Here is a 24,035-nt window from a genome sequence, read left to right as displayed (position 1 = left end):
GGAGGCCCCACATGACTGAAAACTCAATTATCCGCTTTGAAAACGTGTCAAAGTCTTATTCTGATGGCACTGTCGTATTAAAAGACATCAGTTTTGAATTAGAAAGAGGTGAGTTTTACACGCTACTAGGTCCATCTGGTTGTGGTAAAACAACAATTCTCCGCCTAATCGCTGGTTTCATGGAGCCAACGAGTGGCTCGATTTATTTCAATGGGAAGAAGATCAATAATGTTCCTGCAAATGAAAGACAAGTGAATACTGTATTCCAAGACTATGCCCTATTCCCACATTTAGATGTGTTTGAAAATGTTGCATTTGGATTGCGTATAAAAAAACTAAAAAATGCTGAAATAACAACTCGTGTAAATGAAGCATTAAAATTCGTTAACTTAGAAGGCTATGGCAATCGTGAAATATCTGAAATGTCTGGTGGTCAACGTCAACGTGTCGCTATCGCTCGGGCAATCGTGAATGACCCTGAAATCATCTTATTAGATGAACCATTATCTGCATTAGATTTAAAGCTACGTACAGAAATGCAATATGAACTACGAGAATTACAACAACGACTAGGTAAAACATTTGTATTCGTCACACATGATCAAGAAGAAGCATTAGCAATGTCGGATGAAATTTTCGTTTTAAACGAAGGTACTATTCAACAAAGTGGAACACCTGTTGATATTTATGATGAACCAATTAACCGATTCGTTGCTGATTTCATCGGCGAATCAAATATAGTACCTGGTACGATGCTTGAAGACTTTGTCGTGAAATTCGCTGGCAAAACATTCGAGTGTGTTGACCAAGGTTTAAATCCAAATGAAAAAATAGACATCGTAATTCGACCTGAAGATTTAGAAATTACGTCACTTGAAAATGGTAAGCTAGAAGTAACTGTAGATACACAATTATTCCGCGGTGTACATTATGAATTATCTACCTATGATGAAGATGGAAATGAATGGCTTGTACACTCATTAAAAAAAGCAACAGTTGGTACAAAAATCGGACTAGATTTTGATCCTGAAGCCATTCACGTTATGCGTCTAAACGAGACAGAGGAAGACTTTGACAAACGTTTAGAATCATATGGAGATGAAGAAGATGAGAAATAACAAAAACAATCCATTTACACTCGTTCCATATTATTTATGGATTGCGCTCTTTGTAATTGCTCCTATTATATTGGTTGTGTATTACTCACTTCTTGATTTAAATGGTAATTTCACATTCGCAAACTATCATAACTTCTTTTCGGGCGTTTATTTGAAAATGACGTTAAGTTCATTTTGGTACGCATTTCTGATTACCGTATTTTCATTATTAGTTTCTTATCCCACTGCCTATTTAATTACTAAAACAAAGCAAAAACAGCTTTGGCTTATATTAATTATTATTCCATCATGGATTAACTTACTTTTAAAAACGTACGCATTTATTGGGATTTTCGGTATGAGTGGTCCGATTAATGCATTTTTGAAAACACTTGGCATTCCAGAACAACAAATCTTATTTACTGATGCTAGTTTTGTTTTTGTGGCTGTTTATATTTTCATTCCGTTTATGATTTTACCAATTTTCAATGCATTGGATAAACTAAATCCAGCACTTATTTATGCTTCTCGTGATTTAGGTGCTTCAAAACTTACTACATTCCGTCGAGTTATACTACCACTGACAATGAACGGTGTTAAATCAGGAATTCAAGCAGTGTTTATTCCTTCATTATCTCTATTTATGATAACTCGACTTATTGCAGGTAACCGCGTTATTACACTTGGGACTGCAATCGAACAACAGTTTTTGGTTACTCAAAACTGGGGAATGGGTTCGACAATCGCCGTTTTCTTAATACTATTTATGTTCATCATAATGCTACTCACTGGTCAAAAAGAGAAAGGGGCATCACAAAATGGAAAAGCTAAGTAAAGGTTCAAAGCTATATTTAGCTTTGGTTTTTGTCGTTTTGTATGCGCCTATTCTGTTTTTAGTATTTTACTCTTTTAACAGTGGCGGAACGATGACAAATTTCAAATCATTTACGTTGGAACACTATAAAGCTGTATTTGAAGATACACGGTTGATAAACATTTTGATTAATACTGTTGTTGTAGCTCTATTGTCCGCACTCATTTCTACTATGATTGGGACTCTTGGTGCGATCGGAATTGTTTCGATACGTAATCACAAGCTACGTAATACTATTCTTTCGCTTAATAATATTTTAATTGTAAGTCCAGACGTTATTATTGGGGCATCTTTCTTGATCTTATTCACAATGGTTGGAGTTAATTTAGGATTCAGTTCTGTATTATTAGCACACGTTGCTTTTAGTATCCCAATTGTTGTCATTATGGTTTTACCTAAGTTACAAGAAATGAGTTCTTCTCTAATCGATGCCGCACTTGATTTAGGTGCATCACGTCGCGACATTTTAACTCGTGTTATTTTACCTTTTATCAAACCAGGTATTTTCGCTGGATTCTTTTTAGCTTTAACTTATTCCCTTGATGATTTCGCAGTAACGTTTTTCGTTACCGGTAATGGCTTCAGTACTTTATCCGTTGAAATCTATTCGATGGCACGCGCTGGTGTGTCTTTAACTGTTAATGCTATTTCAGGCTTAGTATTCTTTGTTACGATGTTACTAGTGCTCGGCTATTACTTCATCACAAACCGTAGTAAAGGTTCTCGTGGATCGGAGGTTCCTAAATGAAGTCATTAGTACGCTATACAGTTGGTATAATTCTTGTTTGCGCAATACTGATGTATGCTGCAAGTGTAATGGACCAAACTTCAGGTAAATCTGGAAAAGATATTTTGACCATTTACAACTGGGGCGAATATATTGATCCTGACTTACTAAAACAATTTGAAAAAGAAACTGGTATTCACGTTATTTACGAAACATTTGATTCAAACGAAGCGATGATGACGAAAATTGAACAAGGTGGTACATCTTATGATATTTCGATGCCATCTGAATACACAATTGAGCAAATGAAAGAACGTGAATTATTACTTCCAATCGACTACAAACAAATTCCGAATATCAAGAACATCGATGAAGATTTTTTGAATTTGGATTTTGACCTGAAGAATAAATACTCTGTCCCTTATTTTTGGGGGACTGTAGGGATTGTTTATAATACAAAAATGTTAAAAGGACAAAATTTCGATAGCTGGGATGACCTTTGGGACCCATCTCTAAAAGGAAAAGTAATATTAGTTGATAGTGCTCGTGAAGTTTTAGGTGTTAGCTTAAACAGCATGGGAAAATCACTTAATTCTACTGATACTGATGAATTGAAGGCAGCAACTGACAAATTAATAAAAATGGCCCCGAATGTCAAAGCTATTATCGGAGATGAAGTAACGCAATTAATGGTTAATGGTGATGCCTCTGTTGCTTTAACTTGGTCAGGTCAAGCCGCTGATATGATGTCTGAGAATGAGGACTTAACATACAATGTCCCATCAGAAGGTTCGAATTTATGGTTTGATAATATGGTTATTCCTAAAACGTCTAAAAACATTTCAGGTGCACATAAATTCATTAATTTTATGTTAGATCCTGAAGTGGCTGCTCAAAATGCAGAATATGTAGGATACTCTACACCGAATAAAGCTGCATTAAAATTAATGGATCCTGAAGTAGTAAACGACGAACGCTACTATCCATCAAAAGAAGTTCGAAATAATTTACATGTGTATAAAAATTTAGGTAAAGAAAAAATCGGTGAATACAATGAGTTTTTCTTGAAATTTAAAATGTCCATACGATAAAATGAAGAAGCTCGGTAGGTGTAAACCTCACTGAGCTTCTTTTGTTGCTTAACATCTGAACAAGCTGTATAATTCTAAAAGCGACATTAATTAGCAACACGAAATACTTCTTCAAGAAAGAGAGTAATATATGAAATCCTCTAATAAATTGGCATTGATTTTATTAATGTTTAATATGTTTATCACGATGAGTGCTGTTGGTCTTATTATTCCTGTAATGCCCACATATTTAAAACAGTTTGGTGCAGCTGGACAAGTACTCGGCTTTTTAATAGCAATTATAGCTTTTGCTCAGTTTCTGTTCTCTCCTATTGCCGGTAATCTATCTGACAAAATAGGTAGAAAAAATTTAATAGTTTTTGGTCTAATTTTAAATGGTATTGCACAAATCTCTTTTGGCTTATCTACAGAACTTTGGATGCTATTCGTTTGTCGGTTCTTAACAGGAGTTGGATCTGCCTTTATCGTACCGCCAATTATGGCCTATGTAGCAGATATTACCACCATTGATGAACGTGGAAAAGCAATGGGGCTAATTGGAGCAGCAATTTCACTGGGCTTTATGATTGGTCCTGGAATTGGTGGCTTTTTGTCTAATGTTAGTTTACACTTTCCATTCTATTTTGCAGGGTCTGCTTCTATTATCGCAGGGATACTATCTCTCATCTTACTACCAGCGACAACACCTATAATACAGAATGTTGTTAAAGGTGATAACATATTAAAACAACTGTCTCGTTCATTCCATGCCTCATACTTTGTACTACTTATTGTTGTCTTTGTATTCTCTTTTGGAATTTCAAATTTCCAAGCGACTCTATCAATGTTCTTAACTTATAAGTTTACATATACAGCAACTGATATAGCTATATTAATGACAGTTGGTGGTTTTGTTGGTGTCATTGTTCAAGGCTTTGCATTAAATAAGCTATTTAAAAAATTCGGCGAAATGAAAATTATTTTATTTGGTCTTGCAGTTGCATCGATTAGCATGCTTGGTATATTATTCGTTAGTGGATTCTTTATCATGTTGCTTGTGGCAACAATATTCTCAACAGCAACAACTTTAATTCGTCCTGCTGTCAATACACTAATTTCAAAAACAGCTGGCAATGAACAAGGTTTCGCTGCTGGTATGAATAATGCATACATGAGTTTAGGTAATATGATTGGTCCTGCACTTGCAGGAATATTATTCGATTGGAATATGAATAGTCCCTATGTTTTCGGAACGATTATTCTTGTTGGTTGCTTCTCCTTAACTGCGGTTTGGGCAAAGAGAAAAACAACACTGGCTTCATAAAATATATAAAAAGGCGGCTCAAACTCGAGCCGCCTTTTTAACGTGTTTTTTTATTTTTTAACAGTTCACCAACATCTAGTTGTTCTTCATGTTGGGTTTCTTTTTTTGCTCTACGAAATCCCTTTGGAATATTACGTAATGTAGTCCAGCCAAAACGTCTTAATGTAATATCTATAAAGAACAATAACATTGCAGTTAACACTAACCATTGTACAATGCTTTGTTGATTTAAACTTGATGAAGGAAGCTTACGAAATGCTTCTGCTGGATCTGTTAGTTCTTTACCATTGGTTTTTGTTGCAAGCTCTGTTAATAACTTTGTATTGTCCGGCTGTATTTGATATTCTGCACTATATGGGATAGTCAGTCCCGCTTGATACATACCTTCTTCATCATTTGAAACTCTGAAGAATACTAATCCGGGTTCATGTTCAAAATTTACACGGGTTTTACCAGGCGCTAACGGTTCTTCTGTGATAGATAACTCTTCACCTTTTTCATCTACAACAACTATGTCCATAAAGGCCGATTGTGCTGTCGGGTCTGAAACAATAAAAGAACCGTCGCTCTGCTGTTGGATATTATAGGGTACCTCGTTATATGCTGGGAGTAGCTCTGACACGGTAGTATTCCAAAAATCCGACCATCCTTGAAAGCGAGCCCAATCTCCACTCCACTTGCCTGCTGTATCCGATGTGAAAGCCATTGTCTTTCCAAGTCCATATTTCCATTCAGCAAGAACAGGATCATCCTTTGCACTTTCTACAATGACATTAGCCGTTTGCTTTGCTGTAGTAGCGATATAAGCATTCATTTTCGGCACGCCATCTTTAAATAAACTTTGCCATTTCGCCCCTCCACCTATGATGGGATAAAAGGGATTGTCTTCAATATATGTGCGGGTCAACATCGACGTTTCACGAGAAAGTATAGATGGAATAGTTTCTTCATCTGCTACATCATAGAATCTACCTGCTCCTGCTTCCGCTAAATATTGAAGTAAACCTCGATCAGAATCTTGCCCAATCGCAACTGTAGAAAGTGTAATATTCGCTTTTTTACCTTCCTCAATTAGCTGCTCATAGGAATTATTTGTTGCTGCTTGACCATCTGTTAATAATATAATATGCTTGCGCTGTAATTTTATATCTTGCATACGTTCATAAGCTAAACTTAATGAAGTATAAATTTCGGTTCCCCCGTCTGGTGCGACAGATAAAATTTGCTCAATTACTTGCTTTTTATCTTCTAACGGTGTTGGAGGAATAATTTCCCATGGCCGATCGTCAAACGCGATGAAACCAAACGTATCCTCTTCACGCAATAACTCAACCGAGCGTGCAGCTGCTTCTTTTGCTAAATTAATTTTGTTACCACTCATACTCCCAGAGCGGTCTAAGACAATTGTTAAGCCAAGAGAAGGAATTTGTTCTTTACCTTTCACTTCCATTTCAACAGGCAAAATGGTTTCAATCGGTGTTTTGAAATAACCACCGAGCCCAAAACTATTTTCCCCACCAATCATCATAAATCCCATCCCAAAGTTTTTCACTGCCTGTTCAATCATAGCCATTTTCTTTTCTCCGACTAAATGCCCTGAGACATTGTCAAAAATAATAGCATCATAGCCAATGTAAGATGACTGCATTGACGGTAATTCTATCGCTGAGATGTCATCTATCTTTAACGTACTCTGGTCAATAACATTCGAAAGAGTACTTGATTTCACATCATCACCGTGTACTAATAATATATGTGGTGTTCCTTGCACTGTAGTGACACTCGTTAACTCATTATTTTCAAGTAAGGAATCTTCTTCCATTTTAAGTTGAACCTTATATTTAATGAGGCCGTCACCTTTTGCCGTATGACGGAATGTAATTGTATTTGAGCCACTATCTAACTGCACTTTTTGTTTTTCAATTACTTTTTCATTCGCCGACAATATTAACTCACCTGTCGTATTTGTGGAAGCTTCAATTTGCACCGTTAACTGCTGCCGTTCATCTTTATATGCCACAGGTGGCGTTTCAAAAGAAGTAATGGCCACATCTTGTTTTACTGGTTTATCTACTTTGACTGTATCAATTTGAACTTTACTATTTTGTAGCCGACTAAGTTGATCCATTGTTGAACCCGCTGTTTCTACGCCATCTGAAAATAAAACAATACGAGTCGCCTTATTACGATCAACTACATTCGATACTAGCTGTAAGGCATTTGCTAAATTTGTTTGTCCACTATCTTTTAATGCAGACCATACTGGCAAATTGATTTTATCAGTGGTTAAACTAAGATCTGTTTGTACTCCTGAAGCAAAGCTATAGACCCCTTTAGATTGGTAGTCCTTACTACTTTCCATACTTTCTTGGATCCAACTCGCAATGTCTTTTTCCGTTCCTTTCATTGAGGCAGAACGATCTACTAAAAAGACTACTTGTTCTTCCTTTACCGACAATAAAATATAAGGGGCACTCAATGCAAAAATAAGTAAGCTGATTGCTACTACACGCATGTAGAAAATAATTTTATGTTCTTTATTATAACGTTTGCTACTTTGTAGCCATGCCCATCCAATATACATTAGAACTGGTATAAATAACAAAAGATAGAGGGGGTGATCAATGCGTAAATCCATATCGACGTTGCACCTCCCATTCAACTAGTAATAATGTGATAATCAACAATATTAATACTGGCAATAGGGGTTGCTGTACTAAATTTGTTACTTTTTTATCCACAGTCTCTCCATATTCAAATGAAGTCCCTTTAGTAATTACTTTCTCTTGCTGCTGTAATGTAACTACGAAGCGTTTTTCCTCATTACCTGATTTCATCATATAGAGCCCTGGTTCAGTAGGTGCGATAAAATTGTTACCATCTTCAAAGCTACGAATGTATTCCCCTTCTTGAGTATACACTTCATACCCTTTCTCTCCACTGTCTGTTCCTGCTAAGGAAATAATACGCCTTTCATTCGGTGAAAACATGCCAATATCACTACCACTACTAGCTAGGCTTTCTTTTGCACTCCATAAGAATAAAGGGAATGAAGGATGAAGTGGCCAGTCGGTCATTTGTATATCAGCTAAGACGGCAATATGTCCTACAGGTGAAATTTGAATAAATGGCGCATCTCCAATTGTTGCAACAGTTTTATAATCCTTAAACGCTGGATACAACTCATTGACATATACATCCTTAATTGGCGCATAAGCAAAGAGGTTAGAATCCTTCGTTGTCACTTCGCCACTTACTTCTTTCGCATTTTTATCATCACGTCCAATTAAAAGAACTGGTTGCTTTTGTTGTTCTAACAACCTCGTTTGGTTAGTAACGATGATTGCATCATTTTTCGAATCTTCTAATTGTAACGATGGGACTATGCTTACTGGGAAATCCATCGCCTGAAAGGCTTTTTGTACTAATTGCTGTAACCCTTGATCGACAAGAATTTTAGATATATTCTGCTGTATCAAAATGGTCATTTCATTATCTACTTTGTAGTCATCTTCGGCTTTCAACTTAGCTGTTAAAACCGGTTGATTAGGAAGATTATCAAAGAGAACACGTTCTTCGTTATTTGCAGGGATAGTAATTTTCTTTTTTGTTAACTCTTTACCAGTATCATTAGCAATTAAGATTGTTACTTGTTGTTCTTTACTAGTATCATTTTTCACTTGAGCAATCGCCTTCAGCTGACCGTCTACTTTGGTTGCACCAAAGCGCTGCAATGAAATATTCTGTAAGTCCTCTGGTGCACCTTTCACAATCCATTTAACGTCTGGTAATTCCAATGGTAATTGGTCACGTTCTATAGCATCTGTGAACAAATAGATAACCGTTGATCTCTTGCTAATGAACGTTTGTAAAAAGTCTAACGTTGTTGGAATTTGTTCATTAGCATATGTAACTTCTAATGATTTTACGGCGCTTTGAATAGTCTTAGTATTAGTTTCATTACGTAAAATGACTTGTGGTTCTGGTCCAGTCGTTATTATCGTAACAGCCTTACCGCCAAGCCTATTTGTTAAATCTAGCATTTCATTTTGATGTCCTTCAAATATCGTTTGCTCGTCTTTTTCTGATAGCATTGTAGCTGACGTATCTACTACCCAAATAATTTGATCACCAGCAATAGATTTGGATTTCCAATACGGTTGTAATAAAGCTAAAACAAATAAAATAAGCCCAAGCATTTGCAAATAAAATAAGGCGTTTCTTTGTAAATGTTGTAAATAAGGTGAAGCCTTCGTTTCCTTCATTACTTCGTCCCAAAAAAGCGTGGAAGAAATTTGTTTCTCCACATATTTTTTACGAAAAAAATAATAAATTAATACTGTTAGAGGAAAAATAGCTGTTAATAGAAACGGTAGTTGATTAAATCCCATTTACTACACCTCACTGTAACCATTTTGCTTTGACTAATTGATTAAAGAAAACGTGTTGGAGCCCATCGGCCACTTGCACCGTTAAATGGTGTACACCATATTTTCTACATATTGTGTCAAGCTCTAATTGATGTTCCTTCTGTTTCTCTTCATATGATTGAAGTACATTTTGTGACATTGACACATTAACACTCGATGATGTCTCAACATCAACTAATCGTACATCCCCAGAGTAATTTGGTAATTTTTCATCAGCTGACTGTACTTGGAGAAGTCGAACATCCTTAGCAAACCTCGGCACTTTACTTAAAAAAGCACTCCACTTTTCAATTGGTTCAAGCACATCTGAAATGATTATCAGTATCGTTGCATCCTTAGGTAAAGTTTGTAAAGCATGCTCAGCAAAAGTTTTGTTGAACATTGGTTCCGATAAATCTGATACAGTCTTTTCATATGCCTTTTGGTAAGTTGCCCCCTTGCGACGAAATGGTGGTGTCGGATTGTCTGATACATATGAAAATGATAATCTATCATCCTTATTTAACACTATAAGGCCTAAAGCGGTAGTTAGCTGTCTTGAGAATAGCCATTTTGACTCCCCACTCATCGATTTCGTTGTATCAAGTACTATATGAACACGCATCTCTTGCTCATCTAAAAAGCGTTTAATAAAGAATTTCTCAGTTCTTGCAAAGACATTCCAATCCAATTGTCGAACATCGTCACCTGGATGATATTCTCTAAAATCAGAGAAATCTAGTGATGCTCCAAAGCGCTGTGACCGATTCGCTCCTTTATGATGTCCACGTAACTTCGTAGCTGTATTTAAAGACAACCTCCGAATTTTACTTGCCCATTCATTTGGCAGCAAAAAATTTGACTGCATCATACTGCTTGCCCTTGCTTCATGTTTTCAAGTAATGTATTTAGTACATCGTCAACTTGTAAGCCTGCAGCCTCTCCTTCATAATTGAGCATTAATCGATGGCGGAGAGCTGGTTTTGCTACAGTTTTTATATCTGCAATAGACACATGATAGCGGCCATTAATTAGTGCACGTGCTTTTGCAAGTTTTACAATACTTTGCAATCCACGAGGACCACTACCATACTCGATAAACTGTTTCACTTCATTAATCGTATCAGGACTATCTGGATGTGTAGCGACAACTAAATCTACCGCATAAGAAAGCATATCATCAGCTATCATTACCTCTTTTACCATTTCTTGCGATTCAATAATTTCTGTATCGTTCATTATTTTTTGTAGTTCAATTGAAATTGAACCTGTCGTTCTTTTCATGATTTCCATCAGTTCCATTTTTGATGGCGTAGGGACTAGTATTTTACAAAGGAAACGGTCCATTTGCGCTTCTGGTAAAGGATAGGTTCCTTCCATTTCGATTGGATTTTGTGTAGCTAATACAAAGAATGGTTTTGCCATTTCCTTTGTATCACCAAGAACAGTTACTGTTTTTTCACCCATTGCCTCTAGTAGTGCACTTTGAGTTTTTGGCGTTGCACGGTTTATTTCATCGGCTAATACCATTTGACTGAATATAGGCCCTTTTTGAAAAGAAAAACGCTGATTTCCATCTGCTGAACGTTCAATAACACTAGTTCCTGTTATATCCGTTGGCATTAAGTCTGGCGTAAATTGAATTCTTGAAAACGATAAATCAAGAACTTCAGAAATTGTTCGGATCAACATCGTTTTCCCTAACCCTGGAAGCCCTTCTAGTAAAGCGTGGCCATCAGCAAGAACAGCAAACATCGTATAATCGATTGTCTCTTCCTGACCAACGATAAAGCGACCAATTTCGTCTCGAACAGTTTGTAATTTTTCACTCATCGCTACATATTGCTCTGGTGTGTATGGCATGGATTTCCTCCTCTATTTGTTTTCAATCGTAGAAAAATAATTTTGAACAATATTCTGCAATTCTTTTGGTAATTGCAGTCGATCAGTTGTTTGGAAATACGAATCTTTATAACTTCCAACGACTTCTTCATAAGGACGTATTGATCCTTTGTGAACTGGACCATTTTCTGTTTCATGAATTTCTGAAGCATTCCCATCACCCATTTTACCGGAGTCTACTGATGTTTCCCCTTTACTACCAATACGTTCTGGTATTGCTAGCAAATTGCGATTACCTTGACCTATTCCGGCCCCCTGACCAGTGCCTGAACCTGAACCATGACCTTGACCCTGGCCTTGACCATGACCCTGGCCTTGACCCTGGCCTTGGCCTTGACCATGACCCTGGCCTTGACCCTGGCCTTGGCCTTGGCCTTGACCCTGGCCTTGACCCTGGCCTTGGCCTTGGCTTTGATTCTTTCCGCTCTGATTAGAACTACTTTGAGTATTTGATTGAGATGTACTACTATTTTGTGAACTACTTCCATTTTGATTAGAACTCTGACTAGAATTGCTATTTGAAGTAGCCGATTGATTTTGATTTTGAACATTTGTTTGCTGATTTTGTAACGCCGATTGAAGCGTTTGAGATAGCGGCTTTCCCTGTTGACTCATTGCAGTTTGTGCATCCTTTGCCTTATTCATCAATAAGTCATTCGCTTTTTGCAACTCGGCTAATTCTTTCACTTCCGCCTCCGATAGTCCTTTTCCTTCGCCCTTTTTATCGCTTTTAGCTAGTTCCTTTTTCTCTAATAATTGCTGCTCTTTCAATTGTAATTCCTTTTGCTTTTTCACGAACTCACGTAACGCTTCTTCAGATGTTTTAGTTTCTTTTAGCTTTTCCTGTAGCTTCGCTAGTTCCTTTTTTAATTCTTCCGATTTTGCTTTTTTCTCAAGTTTTTTCACTTCTTTTTTCATGTCTGAAATAATCTTATTTTCTTGCTCGGCATCTTTTGCAGCTAATTGTGTTGTTGCTGGAAATAAAGTAAGAGCGAAAATCGCAACGGCAATAAAAAAACTACCTAATATATAGGGTACATGCACGATTTTCTTCTCTCTTGCTTTAAATTTGAGCAACGCTGTTTCAGCATGATCATCTGTCTGCTTCAATAAATGTTGATACAATGGCGTCGACGTATCGTCTATCGAAAAAACTGTGCGTAATAGATTATATGGAAAATAGCCGTCAAGTGCATATATTGAATACTCTTTTGATGGCTTCGTCCACAGAATATAAAGTACCCAAGAAACAAAAATCATGATAGATACTATGAGTGCAATTTGAGAATAGTAAGGAAAAACAAAGAATCGAGAAACGATCATTACTATAAAACTAACACTCAATGCGACTAGTAGCCCCAACTGAATTTTAGTAAATAAATGTTCAAGAAAAAGACTTGTTTTTGCCTTTTTCACTGCGTGTGCTAAACGACTTTGACCGTTCATCGATTACCCTCCTCATTTCGCTTTTTTCATGTTAACTCGTAGTCTCTTTATAGCAATAAACAAGCAGACAAAGGTCACAATTGAATAGAATATTAAATACCCTGCCCAAATTGGAAAATGAATTTTCGTCACTTCATAGAAACTCTCCAACATTTCAGGGCTAATGAGTGTCATCATTAAAGCAATTGGATTAATGGTACCCCAAAAATAAGCAAAAATTGATGGGTTACTTGTCACACCCGTTGTGTTTGATACATTCATCTGCACTGAGATTAAAAAGAAAAACGCCGTAACACCTGTTAAACATAGCATCGATCCATACGTCACAATCATAGAGAGAATAGTCTTCCTAAGTATTGTTGAGAACATGACTCCGATACTGCCTATAGCAAGCATCGTCAAAATTAAAAATGCGAAGATAACAAGTAATTGTGTAGGTGAAACACCACCAAATAAAAAAACTAAACTATAAATTGGCAAACCCGCAATTAATAACAGCAATAAAAAAACGATAGATGAGCTCATTTTTCCAAAAATGATTTGTAAAGAAGATTGCGCAGTGGTTAAGAGAATATTTAACGTTTGTTTTTCGCGCTCTGAACTAATTGAACCGGCTGTCATACCTGGTGTAATAAACAATGTTAAAGCTAATTGAACAAAGGTCAATAAACTAAATAACAGTACGCTTTCTTGCGAATTTATAAAACCACTAAAATTAAACTCCATTGATACAAAAATGAAACCAAAGACAAATATGCTAAGTGCTAGTAAATAAAACATGATGCCTGAAAAGCTTTTAAAGGCTCGGAATCTTAGTTTAAGCTCTTTTATAAGCACTGGATTAGTAAACATTGACCTCATGCTTCATCTACTCCCTTCGTTATAGCCATAAAGACATCTTCTAAGTCTTTTTCTTCTTCTGCAAATGATAATATAGGAATATTTGCTAATACTGCTTTTTTCAATAGTTCCATCTGTTCCTCATCTGATCCTCGATAACGGAAACTTAGTTGCTGTTCACCTGTTTCAATTCCAGTTACATTCGGATCTTCCTCAAAGAAACTTATAGCTTTTTCAAAACCATCTTTCAGCTTCACTGTCAATACTTTTTCACCTTGTAATTGTGTTTGAATAACTGAGACTGATCCATGAGCTATCAATTTCCCATTATCAATAACACCAATTTCATCACACATCTCCGCTAGCTCAGGGAGGATATGTGATGAAATTAATATCGTCTTACCCATTGATTTTAGCTGTTTCAAAATATCACGCATTTCTATTCGAGCACGGGGGTCTAGGCCTGATGCCGGTTCATCCAAGATAAGAACTTTAGGATCATGAATAAGCGTTCTAGCTAAACAAAGACGCTGCTTCATTCCGCGTGATAATACATCAACATATTCATAGCGCTTATGTGTTAAATTAACTAGTTCTAATAGTTGTGGAATTAACTTCTCACGCTCAGCTGCTGGAATACCATAACTTGAACCAAAGAAATCTAAATATTCATCAGCCTTCAATTGGTCATATACACCAAAGAAATCAGGCATATATCCAATTAGTTTTCGAATTTCCTTAGCGTGTTTCGTTACACTTTTACCATCAATCCATGCATCACCTGCTGTTGGTTGCAATAGTGTTGACAAAATAGAGAATGTCGTTGACTTCCCCGCTCCATTTGCTCCAACAAAACCAAATACTGTTCCTTCACCAATCGAGAGATCTAGTCCTTGTAAAGCATAAAAGGAACCGTATTTTTTTGTTAGCCCTTTAATTTCTATCATTTTTGGACTTCCCCTTTCAATTGCAACTCTGGTAACACAGTCCTCGGATCATTATATTTTCCAACATTCTTTATTAATTTATAAATAACTTGACCTTCTTTTGAAATATATTGCGAAACGTCTTTATCTACTATAAACCTTGCGTCGGTTACTTCTTCAAATTTATCTTTTTTCACATTATATAAATTGATTGTTAACGTTTGCATATCCGTATTGGCTAGTTGTAATTCTGTCCACTTCACCTTTTTATCTAATATGGAATCTGGTATTGTCCAATTCACATCATATTCTCCATCATCTAAATACCAAGAATTATTATCCTCAAAGGTTTGTTCAACGTAACCACCCATCGTTGAATTAATCTCTTTAGTCATTGCATTTGCTGGTAATACGAATTCACCAGATAAATTAGTTTTAGGATTAAAATTTTGGACAATTAAATTCATAGAAGATCTCTCAGCTTTTTGCGTTTTTAATTCAATTGGTACCAGTGCTTCATCTGCCCATGCCACTATAGCTGGTTGATCATTATCAGCTAACATTTGATAAGCTAAGTTTCGAGCACTCTGCTGTCGATTTTCTAAAAGCTCTTTTTTATTTTTTGCTGGTTCTACTCCTACCATGCCCATTTGCATTGGAGACAATAATATAGAACCATTAATTGTTTGGGTTACTTTTATAGTCTCATTTGGTTCAATATCACCAAGTTCCAACCACTTAACACCTGACCAAATAGAAACATCCTTCATTTTAAATGGGAAGTTATTCTTAACTGTACCTTTCACAGCCCCATTTTCTACGTCTAACTGAATATCAAAACGACCAACATCTTTAATTTGCGTATGGCCAACCAAGCTATTTACAGCCCAATAACGGCTATTTCGAATTGTCAATGATTGATGGTCGGCATATTGTTCAAATACCGCTTTTTGATGTACATCATTTAAGTTTCTGAAACCTGAATATGTAGTAGACATAGTCATTGATGTATCTTTTGGTGCAGTAAATTCAAAATCACCACTGCGATTTGATAATAATGCCGATGCATAGATACCTGATAAGCTATTATCATCGTTAACTTTAAAAACAGCAGTTTGTTGAATTTGTGGATTTAATAGACGATCTTTTGCCCCGTACCAAAAGATGAACAAAGAAGTCACAATTGCTAATACGGGAATAATCCACCATGCATGTTCTCGTTTATCTTTATTTTTTAGTAAGAAATAGAGTACTGGTCCTAATATGAATATATATATAATAACAATCAATAATAATAAAATAGCGGAGACATGGAATGATGGGAAAACCTCATTTTGACTGACTAATTCCCAATTCATTTGACTTAATGTTGATTGTAATGATTGGTTATTGACTTTCAAAGGTACTATTTTTTCAAGAAGTTTTGTGTAATCATCTTCTTTTGCCAAAGGAGCATTTCCTAGAGAAAAGGCAGTTTGAATAACTTCCCCCTTACCCACAGCAAGTTTAGCAACAAGCGGAGTTTGGTTTGCTTCTAATATCACTTCTGCATTATTATTTAATTTGGCTTCGTAAGCTGTTACGTTTTCTTTAAAATTGCCGCCTTTTGTTAACTTGTTGAGTGTCTCCTTAGATACTGTTTGCTCTTCGCCTAAAGTCAACGGCAAATATTCTTTCAATAAACCAACTTCGGCATCTACGTTAATAGAAGCCCCGATAATTGCTTTACCCCCATTTTTCACCCATTCAATAATGGCTTGTTGTTGTTCTTCTGTTAAGTCAGCTAATTTATATTCATCAATAACAAGTACATCCCCCGCTGACCAAGATGCTGCTTTTGAAGGTATTGTAAAGTCATTTAACTGTGCAACATCTATTACTTCCATTCTAGTTGCATTGTTTTTTCCAAGTTTAGTTAATCCTAATAACCGATCAGCATTACTTGTTAATGTGAAAACAATTGGAATATCAGCTTCAAGGAGTTGTGGATTGACATTTGCTTTACCAGTGTACTCAATCGATTTCCCCTTTTTCCAACCACCTTCGTAAAAATGAATCATTTGTTGATTTGATCCATTCCCAATGTAAGCATCAGAAAACTGTTCGAATGCTACTTCTATCGACTTCGTTTCATTTTCTCCAATTTCTACAGGGATGGCGATACCACTCCCAGTATTATAGTCCTGCATTGAGTCAATAACGATGTCGCCAGAAAATGCTGTCCCTGTGTTCTTAACCGTTATTGTAAGAGGCAATCCTCTGTTATATTTACCTTTATTTGCAAATCCAACTGATGTCTTTACATCCAGCTTTGGTGCAGCAAATGCTTCCATTTGAATACCTGGTAAAAAACTAAATATAAATAAAAAACATGAGACCAGTAGTAATATCCTTCTTCGCAATGGAGATTCCCCCCTCTTTCTTCTTTTTATTTAGTACGTTTTTTTAAATAATTTGGTTGCATATATAACAAAAATATATATTTTTTATAAAACGAGTAAAATATTACCTTTTATAAATGATCTGTTTATACGCAAAAAACCTATAGTGCAAAATTACACTATAGGTTTTTATTATTTATCAAAAGTAAATGAGCGAAAAAATTGTTCTACAAATTGTATATTAACATTCACTAATTCTTCATCTGGTTGAATAGCAGAATGATGAAGACCATGTGGCGTATTTGCCCCTGTCCAGAACATAGCACCTGGTAAGTCTTTTAAAAAGAATCCAAAATCTTCGCCAGTCATTGCTGGTGTACATTCATAAGCTACGACACCAGGAAACTGCTCGGCAAAGTGTAATAACTCATACGCACAATGCTCATCATTTTCCACTTGATAATAAGATGAACCATAATCAATACTTACTTTACATTCATAGGCTATTTCGGTTGCTCTACAAAGTGTTTCTACGCGCTTTTTTATCAGTTTCATCGACTCTGCCGACATCGTTCGAATTGTACCTTCGAGTCGTGCATCTTCAGCAATTATATTCTGAACAGTACCAGAAGTCATCTTACCTATCGTTACTACGGCACTATCTAAAGGATTTATATTCCGACTGACAATTGTTTGGAGTTGAATCATTAGATTAGCAGCTGCAACTGTCATATCTCTCGTATTATGAGGATATGCTGCATGTCCACCTACTCCTTTTAAATCAATAAAAAGCTCAGATGTATTCGCAAATAGCATACCTGGTCTAGTTGCAATAGTTCCCACAGGATATTCAGGAGCGATATGTAAGGCAAAAATAGTGTCAGGCACTAAATCAGGTCTTTCTCCTTGTAGCCATTCAAGCATAGGCTTTGCACCACCTGGACCTTCTTCAGCTGGTTGGAAGTATATAATTACGGTGTTTTCTGGTTGATTTTCTGAAAAGGCCTGCACTAACCCTAATGCGATAGTCATATGGAAGTCATGACCACAAGCATGCATAAAACCTGGATGCTCTGAAGAATAAGCCAAGCCTGTATTTTCTAGAACCGGTAGACCATCAATATCAGTTCGCCAACCAATTTTCAACTGTGGATTAGAGCCATTAATCGTTACAATAATACCCGTTCGCCAAACGTCAATTTGAATGTATGGCTTCCATAACTTTTCAATGATTGCGAGTAAATACTTTTGGGTTTTCTCTTCCTTAAAACCAACTTCCGGAATTTTATGTAACTCTCGTCTAATTTCCAGTAAACTTTTCATCTTATACACCTGCTTATAATTTACGAAGATCTTGCATTATTTCAGTTTTTGATTTTGTCTTCTCATCAATATTTTTGATTACTTTTGCTGGCATCCCTGCAACTACTGAATAAGGTGGTACGTCTTTGGTAACGACTGCTCCCGCTGCAACTACAGCACCTTCTCCTACCCTACAGCCTTCTAAAACAACTGCATTTGCACCAATCATTACTTTATCTTCAATAATAACTGGAGATGCGGAAGGAGGCTCAATTACACCCGCTAGCACCGCTCCTGCTCCGATGTGACAATCTTTTCCTACCATTGCACGCCCACCTAATACAACATTCATATCAATCATTGTACGATCGCCAATTTCAGCTCCAATATTAATGACACTACCCATCATAATGACACAATTATCTCCTATAGTAACTTGATCACGGATAATAGCACCAGGCTCAATACGAGCGTTGATACCTTTTAAGTCAAGAGTTGGTACCGCAGAATTTCTTCTATCATGTTCAACAACAAAATCGGCAATTTGTGCTTCGTTAGCTACTAAAGCTTTTTCAATTTCTGCCCATTCGCCAAATACAACAGCTGAGTTGCCTTCACCAAAAACTTTACTTCCCTCACCAAATGAAAGTTCTGCTACTTTTTCACCTTTTACATAAACTTTCACTGGTGTTGCTTTTTTGGCATTAGCTAAATATGCAATAATTTCTTGTGCGTCTAATTTCTGCATTGGTTACGTCCTCCTACTATTCTGAAAATATGGACTAATTGTACACGAAATATAATAGTGTTGTCATTTCTTTTATTCCTCAGTATTCGAATAATCATAAAGACATTCAGCATGTTTTTTTACTAGATCTACAAAGGCTGCTACTTGGCGCAATTCAAAAGAAGATTCATAACCAATAAGCCATGTATCGCGTGTTAGCTCAAATTCTTCTTCATTATTTGTTAGGGGAATGGTATTTACATCCTCATGACCACTTAATGTAATAGAAGGTAAAATGGCGTATCCAATCCCGTTCAACGCCATTTGTTTGCAAGTCTCAATTTGATCTACAGTAATTTGTCGATGCGGATTAGACTTAAAATGACGTTGCCACCATTGTTGTATTTCTTGATAATAATTAGAATCACTTTTGAATTGAATAAATGGACGATCTGTTTCGAAAACTTCGTCAATCTCTTTAATTTCTTTATCTACTAAATACAAAGTATCACGGAATAAGTGAATCTTCGAGCCTTTCCAGTCTGTATGTCCACGTACTATACCTACATGCGCCTCACCCTCATAGAGAGATTTAACAATTTCTGAGCTCCAACCTGTGATCAGTGAAATTTTAGCCTCAGGATATTGTGTCATAAAATCTTTCAATACTTTCGGTAACCATGTATGCCCTACAATCGAAGCACATGCTATTTTCAATGTACCGTGTACTTTCGAATTCAACGACTGAATCATTTCATAAATTTCTTCTTTTTTTGCAATTGTATCAATCGCATATTGTATAACCAACTCCCCAGCTGGTGTAGGTGTTAATCCCTTTTGTGAGCGTAAAAACAATTGTGCTCCCCAATCTTTTTCAATGGATTGTAATCGTTGGGAAAGTGCAGGTTGAGATAAAAATAAACGTTCAGCCGCTTTTCTCATATTGCCTTCTTCAGACAATACTTTTACTATTTGAGCTTCTGTTGTAGTCATCGAAAAGTAACCTCCTGTTCGTCCTTATATAGCTTAAATCATCTATTATAAATAAAGAAGGCCCCATTAATGGTGACCTTCCTTCATTTTGTCATATTAAGAATTGAATTGATAGATGTGTTTTTTTAGCTGTTTTAAAATTACACGACGTGTCATAATCCCCATGAAGGTACCTTCATCATCAATTACGCATAAAAATGCATGATTAATTACAAGGTCTAGTGCTCTTTGGAAATTATCGCCAATGTTTAATGTAGCCACTTTCTTATCCATTATTTCATCTACTTTAATATTTGTTAATCTCTCATACTCAATATGATCCATTCCCAAAATCGGTTCTGTGATCATACGCATGCTTAACATACCATGCAGACGGTATTTTGCATCAAGTACAGGTATAGACGAATAGCCAGTTTTCGTTAGGACAAGCAAGGCATGCTCTGCATTATTCCCCATTTGAACATGTGCAACTTTCTCTGAAGAAATGATAAAATCAGTAATTGGCATTTCAAGGAACTCTCTGCTACTTAAGGACATCATAGTATTCTACTCCTTTTTCTGTTCCTCGTTTTAGAACAGCAAAATACTTATTAATCATATCACAGTCCCTCATAAAATTTCCATTTCTACAAATAAATTTTTAAAAAAACATAATATAAATTCGCTAAAATGAATTTTTATGTAACGGTAACAATAAAAAAGTGTGAAGAGGAATTACTAACAACCCCTCTTCACACCTTTATATCCATTTGTATTTCACGATATTGTAAAAAATTACAATGAATATAAAAACAAATGCTAAGCCATAAATCCAAATAATTGGATTAAACATCGTTGGATTATCTTTAACAGCTTGACTAACCGGTTGATCATTATTATGAACAGCTTGTTGCTCCATTTTCGCAATACGTCTCGTATAAGCATACCCGATACCGCAAATAATTAATATTACTGCCATTAACGGCCAAGTCCACATATCCATAGCGTCACTTCCTCCATACTTGTTTCGCTAAGTATGTGCATTACTTGGCTATTTTAGTCTCTAGAATGGATACTGATTTAAGTGTTGTCCACCATCAAGGGTGACCACTTCGCCATTCATATAAGCTGCCTTATCTGACATCATAAACGTTGCTAAATCAGCAATTTCTTCTGGTTTTCCTAATCGACCAAGTGGCACAGACTGTAATGTGCGTTTCGCTGCTTCTTCAGATTGCCATAACTTATCAGCACCGCCAGTTCTTTCAATTGGTCCCGGAGCAATCGCATTAACTCTGATACCATATTGTCTTCCCCATTCCACCGCTAGTGTTCTAGTTAAAGACAGTACTCCAGCTTTTGCTGCTGCTGAATGGGCAACTCCTGGACCAGCGTCCCAAGCATAGGTTGCGACCATATTAAGAATGGCACCGTTTATTTTGTTCTCCATCCAGTACTTCCCTACTTCTTTTGAACAATAAAATGTACCGTTTAGTACGATATCAATAACGGATTTCCATCCATTAGGTGATAAATCCTCAGCACGAACGATGAAGTTTCCTGCAGCATTATTTACTAGACCGTCTACTTGCCCAAAGGTATCTACCGCATAATTTAACATTCCAGTAACATGTTCAGGTTGCCTTACATCCATTTGGAAGATAGCAATATTGTTCCCGTCTCTTGAAATTTCATCTTTTGCGTTTTTTAGACGCTCTAAATCACGACCTGTAATGACAACGTTTGCACCTTCTTCTACAAACGTTTTCGCCATGTATTTCCCCATTCCATTTGAACCGCCTGTGATAATAATTGTTTTCCCCTTTAACAATTACGATTCCCCCTTTGAATGAATATTCATTCATAATTTTACCATACTTCGGAATTGCTGTCTTTAATTAGGGGTAAAAATAAAAACCTCAATGATAGCTAGCTCATTAAGGTTTGCATTTATTATGTCTAACAAAAATACATTTCGATAATACTTTCAATCGGGACTGGTCGGCTAAAATAGTACCCTTGTGCCTTTTCACACTTTACTTCTTTTAAAATTTCTACATGATCTTTTTTCTCGACACCTTCAGCAATTACTTTCATACCTAAACTATGTGCAAGATGTATAATTGTTTTCGCTATTGCTTCATCCTTTTCATCTTGTTCAATTTCCTTAATGAAAGATTGATCGATTTTAATAATATCAATTGGGTATTTTTTTAAATAGCTAAGAGAAGAATATCCTGTCCCAAAATCATCAATAGAAATAATAACTCCCATTTTCTTTAATTCTTGTAAAATTGCAAGGGTTTCATGGATATTTGTCATTGAACTTTCGGTAATTTCAAGTTCTAAAGATTGCGGGTTCAATTCATATTTGTAAATATATTTTTTAATGGCATTAGCGAAAGCTTCTTGCTTAAATTGCTTGGATGAGATATTAACTGCAATTCGCACATCTATAAATCCGTTAATTTGCCATTCTTTTAACTGAATACAAACTTGATTTAGAACCCAATCACCTATTTCTAATATGAGACCAGAATCTTCTGCAATAGGAATGAATACACTTGGGGGAACTGAACCAAACTTTGGATTATTCCATCTCAGTAATGCTTCAAAACTGTTTATTTTCCCAGTATCTAGATCCACTTGGGGTTGATAATGAATCGATAATTCGTTTTTTTCGATTGCACGTCTAAGATGAGATTCCATCACTGCTCCATTATTAGAGGTATCAAGCATTTTACTATGATAAAAACGAAATGTTGAAGGTACTCTCTCTTTTACGTATCTTAGTGCTTGACCTGCCTTTTTTAGTAAATCATCTAATTCCGCTCCATCGGTTGGGTACATAACACCCCCTATAGAACCTGAAATATTCAACTCTAGCTCATCTATACAAAATGGCTTTTTAAATAAGGCTAATACTTTCTCGGCAAAATATTCTGTTTTTTCGACATCCGATTGTTGTAGAAGAAAGATAAAATCATCACCATTTTGTCTATAGATTTGGCTATTAGCATCTGACAGAGTAGAAAGTCTTTGCACAACTTTCTTTAACAACTCATCTCCTTTATTGAAGCCAATAGAGTCGTTGATCTTTTTAAACCGATCCAAATCTAATAGTATTATCGCCATCTGATGACCCCGACACTTGGCAATTCTCTCTTCTTCTTTAAAATGCACCTGTAGTGCACGTTTATTCCAAATATCTGTTAATTGATCGTGATAAGACAAGTAGAAATCCGTCTTTCCCGATTCACCATACCTTGAGATATCGCGCAATATTAGTTGTACTTCTTTTACTTCATTATATTCAATAATTGGGATACTTTTTACGTATACCATTATTGTTCTACCCTCGACATTTTTAATACTACATTCGTTTAATTCTATAGGTTGCTTTTGCTCTAGTGTTTGCTCTATCAATTTCACCAGTTTTAACTTATCTTGCTTAGATACAAGTTCTAAATATGGCAGTTTTAAAAAATCATCTTGTTTATATCCAAATATAGAAGTTGCTGCTTGATTACTTTTAATAATTTGCCCAAATTGATTAATCGTAAAGACCGGATCTAAATTGTGATCCATTAGCGAACAATATGATTCATTGCTAACTACTTTAGTTAATGTCAAACAAATTACTTTGTGTTGTGTCGTTGTATCTGCAATCACTCCAACATTAAAGGTATGTTGTATCGTTTTCTTTCTTATTATTATCTGCTTAGTATATGGTTCTATCACTTCACCTGTTTGTAATAGGAAATCTTCTAAATTAGTTCCCAATTGAAGTGTGAAAAAAGATGATGCAAGCACTTTATGTTCAAATGTATGTTCAAAAAAAGTTTTAAGCGATTTATTAACGTATGTAATCCAGTATTGATTGTTTGAATCTTGTTCTATTAACATTGTCATGGATTCAGGATACAATCTCGAAAACTTTTGTATAAAATCTAGATATTGTTGAGGACTCAATGATGAATTATACATATAATGCCTCCATTAACAGAAGTAGTCTACTATGTATTATCATAATTGATT

At 35.9% G+C, this 24,035-nt stretch carries 20 protein-coding genes; 5 read left to right on the top strand and 15 right to left on the bottom strand.

Annotation, left to right across the window (positions count from 1 at the left end; genetic code table 11):
* Positions 1 to 11: 11 nt before the first annotated feature.
* From ACQKM9_RS01905 to ACQKM9_RS01885, 5 genes are all read left to right on the top strand, one after another.
* The gene (locus ACQKM9_RS01905) at positions 12 to 1,118 is read left to right on the top strand and encodes an ABC transporter ATP-binding protein (RefSeq protein WP_427732166.1); all 1,107 of its coding nucleotides are present in this window, start codon (positions 12 to 14) and stop codon (positions 1,116 to 1,118) included.
* On the top strand, positions 1,108 to 1,932 hold the full coding sequence (locus ACQKM9_RS01900) for an ABC transporter permease (protein WP_427732164.1): 825 nt from the start codon (positions 1,108 to 1,110) through the stop codon (positions 1,930 to 1,932). The genes ACQKM9_RS01905 and ACQKM9_RS01900 overlap by 11 nt, the downstream gene beginning before the upstream one ends.
* Positions 1,916 to 2,719: an ABC transporter permease gene (locus ACQKM9_RS01895; protein WP_427732162.1), complete on the top strand. Its 804-nt coding sequence runs from the start codon at positions 1,916 to 1,918 to the stop codon at positions 2,717 to 2,719. Before ACQKM9_RS01900 ends, ACQKM9_RS01895 begins: the two co-directional genes overlap by 17 nt.
* Entirely contained in the window at positions 2,716 to 3,789 is a 1,074-nt protein-coding gene (locus ACQKM9_RS01890) for an ABC transporter substrate-binding protein (protein WP_427732160.1), read from the top strand. The genes ACQKM9_RS01895 and ACQKM9_RS01890 overlap by 4 nt, the downstream gene beginning before the upstream one ends.
* A gap of 130 nt (positions 3,790 to 3,919) precedes the next feature.
* Positions 3,920 to 5,092 carry an MFS transporter gene (locus ACQKM9_RS01885; protein ID WP_427732158.1) on the top strand — a complete coding sequence of 391 codons (1,173 nt, stop codon included), beginning with the start codon at positions 3,920 to 3,922 and terminating at the stop codon, positions 5,090 to 5,092.
* A gap of 37 nt (positions 5,093 to 5,129) precedes the next feature.
* Here ACQKM9_RS01885 and ACQKM9_RS01880 read toward each other — a convergent pair whose 3' ends face one another.
* The 15 genes from ACQKM9_RS01880 to ACQKM9_RS01810 all read right to left on the bottom strand — a co-directional run bounded on the left by ACQKM9_RS01880 (position 5,130) and on the right by ACQKM9_RS01810 (position 23,984).
* A complete protein-coding gene (locus tag ACQKM9_RS01880; RefSeq protein WP_427732157.1) occupies positions 5,130 to 7,730 on the bottom strand; it encodes a VWA domain-containing protein in 2,601 nt (866 codons plus the stop codon).
* Positions 7,714 to 9,483 carry a vWA domain-containing protein gene (locus ACQKM9_RS01875; RefSeq protein WP_427732154.1) on the bottom strand — a complete coding sequence of 590 codons (1,770 nt, stop codon included), beginning with the start codon at positions 9,481 to 9,483 and terminating at the stop codon, positions 7,714 to 7,716. The genes ACQKM9_RS01880 and ACQKM9_RS01875 overlap by 17 nt, the downstream gene beginning before the upstream one ends.
* Positions 9,484 to 9,493: 10 nt before the next feature.
* Positions 9,494 to 10,372: a DUF58 domain-containing protein gene (locus ACQKM9_RS01870; RefSeq protein WP_427732152.1), complete on the bottom strand. Its 879-nt coding sequence runs from the start codon at positions 10,370 to 10,372 to the stop codon at positions 9,494 to 9,496.
* On the bottom strand, positions 10,369 to 11,364 hold the full coding sequence (locus tag ACQKM9_RS01865) for an AAA family ATPase (protein WP_427732150.1): 996 nt from the start codon (positions 11,362 to 11,364) through the stop codon (positions 10,369 to 10,371). Before ACQKM9_RS01865 ends, ACQKM9_RS01870 begins: the two co-directional genes overlap by 4 nt.
* A gap of 12 nt (positions 11,365 to 11,376) precedes the next feature.
* Positions 11,377 to 12,849, bottom strand: coding sequence for a hypothetical protein (locus tag ACQKM9_RS01860; RefSeq protein WP_427732148.1), 1,473 nt, complete (start codon positions 12,847 to 12,849; stop codon positions 11,377 to 11,379).
* A gap of 12 nt (positions 12,850 to 12,861) precedes the next feature.
* A complete protein-coding gene (locus tag ACQKM9_RS01855; RefSeq protein ID WP_427732146.1) occupies positions 12,862 to 13,710 on the bottom strand; it encodes an ABC transporter permease in 849 nt (282 codons plus the stop codon).
* The gene (locus ACQKM9_RS01850; protein WP_427732144.1) at positions 13,707 to 14,636 is read right to left on the bottom strand and encodes an ATP-binding cassette domain-containing protein; all 930 of its coding nucleotides are present in this window, start codon (positions 14,634 to 14,636) and stop codon (positions 13,707 to 13,709) included. Before ACQKM9_RS01850 ends, ACQKM9_RS01855 begins: the two co-directional genes overlap by 4 nt.
* On the bottom strand, positions 14,633 to 17,017 hold the full coding sequence (locus ACQKM9_RS01845; RefSeq protein ID WP_427732142.1) for a DUF7408 domain-containing protein: 2,385 nt from the start codon (positions 17,015 to 17,017) through the stop codon (positions 14,633 to 14,635). The genes ACQKM9_RS01850 and ACQKM9_RS01845 overlap by 4 nt, the downstream gene beginning before the upstream one ends.
* Before the next feature lie 171 nt (positions 17,018 to 17,188).
* Positions 17,189 to 18,319 (bottom strand): N-acetyldiaminopimelate deacetylase, encoded by a 1,131-nt coding sequence (locus ACQKM9_RS01840; protein WP_427732140.1) that lies wholly within the window; start codon positions 18,317 to 18,319, stop codon positions 17,189 to 17,191.
* Between the two features lie 13 nt (positions 18,320 to 18,332).
* On the bottom strand, positions 18,333 to 19,046 hold the full coding sequence (dapD, locus tag ACQKM9_RS01835) for a 2,3,4,5-tetrahydropyridine-2,6-dicarboxylate N-acetyltransferase (protein WP_427732138.1): 714 nt from the start codon (positions 19,044 to 19,046) through the stop codon (positions 18,333 to 18,335).
* A gap of 72 nt (positions 19,047 to 19,118) precedes the next feature.
* On the bottom strand, positions 19,119 to 20,018 hold the full coding sequence (locus ACQKM9_RS01830) for a LysR family transcriptional regulator (protein ID WP_427732136.1): 900 nt from the start codon (positions 20,016 to 20,018) through the stop codon (positions 19,119 to 19,121).
* 96 nt (positions 20,019 to 20,114) lie between these two features.
* Positions 20,115 to 20,558, bottom strand: a complete 444-nt coding sequence (gene cbpB, locus ACQKM9_RS01825; RefSeq protein WP_427732134.1) for a cyclic-di-AMP-binding protein CbpB — start codon at positions 20,556 to 20,558, stop codon at positions 20,115 to 20,117.
* A 199-nt stretch (positions 20,559 to 20,757) separates the two neighbouring features.
* Positions 20,758 to 21,000 (bottom strand): hypothetical protein, encoded by a 243-nt coding sequence (locus ACQKM9_RS01820; protein WP_427732132.1) that lies wholly within the window; start codon positions 20,998 to 21,000, stop codon positions 20,758 to 20,760.
* A 60-nt stretch (positions 21,001 to 21,060) separates the two neighbouring features.
* The gene (gene fadH / locus ACQKM9_RS01815) at positions 21,061 to 21,828 is read right to left on the bottom strand and encodes a 2,4-dienoyl-CoA reductase (protein WP_427732130.1); all 768 of its coding nucleotides are present in this window, start codon (positions 21,826 to 21,828) and stop codon (positions 21,061 to 21,063) included.
* A 128-nt stretch (positions 21,829 to 21,956) separates the two neighbouring features.
* Positions 21,957 to 23,984 (bottom strand): EAL domain-containing protein, encoded by a 2,028-nt coding sequence (locus tag ACQKM9_RS01810; RefSeq protein WP_427732128.1) that lies wholly within the window; start codon positions 23,982 to 23,984, stop codon positions 21,957 to 21,959.
* Positions 23,985 to 24,035: the final 51 nt, after the last annotated feature.

Source organism: Viridibacillus sp. NPDC093762, assembly GCF_050279675.1.
In the GTDB taxonomy this organism is placed as follows: Bacteria; Bacillota; Bacilli; order Bacillales_A; family Planococcaceae; genus Viridibacillus.
The sequence above is the reverse complement of the archived record's forward strand: the minus strand, read 5'-3'. Positions and strand labels throughout refer to the sequence as shown.

Bases quoted from the DNA above. Each gene is read 5' to 3' on its own strand.
- ACQKM9_RS01895 (WP_427732162.1), top strand. From the start codon at position 1,916: ATGGAAAAGCTAAGTAAAGGTTCAAAGCTATATTTAGCTTTGGTTTTT.
- ACQKM9_RS01900 (WP_427732164.1), top strand. From the start codon at position 1,108: ATGAGAAATAACAAAAACAATCCATTTACACTCGTTCCATATTATTTA.
- ACQKM9_RS01870 (WP_427732152.1), bottom strand. From the start codon at position 10,372: ATGATGCAGTCAAATTTTTTGCTGCCAAATGAATGGGCAAGTAAAATT.
- dapD (WP_427732138.1), bottom strand. From the start codon at position 19,046: ATGCAGAAATTAGACGCACAAGAAATTATTGCATATTTAGCTAATGCC.
- ACQKM9_RS01860 (WP_427732148.1), bottom strand. From the start codon at position 12,849: ATGAACGGTCAAAGTCGTTTAGCACACGCAGTGAAAAAGGCAAAAACA.
- ACQKM9_RS01880 (WP_427732157.1), bottom strand. From the start codon at position 7,730: ATGGATTTACGCATTGATCACCCCCTCTATCTTTTGTTATTTATACCA.
- ACQKM9_RS01850 (WP_427732144.1), bottom strand. From the start codon at position 14,636: ATGATAGAAATTAAAGGGCTAACAAAAAAATACGGTTCCTTTTATGCT.
- ACQKM9_RS01840 (WP_427732140.1), bottom strand. From the start codon at position 18,319: ATGAAAAGTTTACTGGAAATTAGACGAGAGTTACATAAAATTCCGGAA.
- ACQKM9_RS01875 (WP_427732154.1), bottom strand. From the start codon at position 9,483: ATGGGATTTAATCAACTACCGTTTCTATTAACAGCTATTTTTCCTCTA.
- ACQKM9_RS01890 (WP_427732160.1), top strand. From the start codon at position 2,716: ATGAAGTCATTAGTACGCTATACAGTTGGTATAATTCTTGTTTGCGCA.
- ACQKM9_RS01855 (WP_427732146.1), bottom strand. From the start codon at position 13,710: ATGAGGTCAATGTTTACTAATCCAGTGCTTATAAAAGAGCTTAAACTA.
- cbpB (WP_427732134.1), bottom strand. From the start codon at position 20,558: ATGATGTCCTTAAGTAGCAGAGAGTTCCTTGAAATGCCAATTACTGAT.
- ACQKM9_RS01905 (WP_427732166.1), top strand. From the start codon at position 12: ATGACTGAAAACTCAATTATCCGCTTTGAAAACGTGTCAAAGTCTTAT.
- ACQKM9_RS01830 (WP_427732136.1), bottom strand. From the start codon at position 20,018: ATGACTACAACAGAAGCTCAAATAGTAAAAGTATTGTCTGAAGAAGGC.
- ACQKM9_RS01865 (WP_427732150.1), bottom strand. From the start codon at position 11,364: ATGCCATACACACCAGAGCAATATGTAGCGATGAGTGAAAAATTACAA.
- ACQKM9_RS01810 (WP_427732128.1), bottom strand. From the start codon at position 23,984: ATGTATAATTCATCATTGAGTCCTCAACAATATCTAGATTTTATACAA.
- ACQKM9_RS01820 (WP_427732132.1), bottom strand. From the start codon at position 21,000: ATGGATATGTGGACTTGGCCGTTAATGGCAGTAATATTAATTATTTGC.
- ACQKM9_RS01885 (WP_427732158.1), top strand. From the start codon at position 3,920: ATGAAATCCTCTAATAAATTGGCATTGATTTTATTAATGTTTAATATG.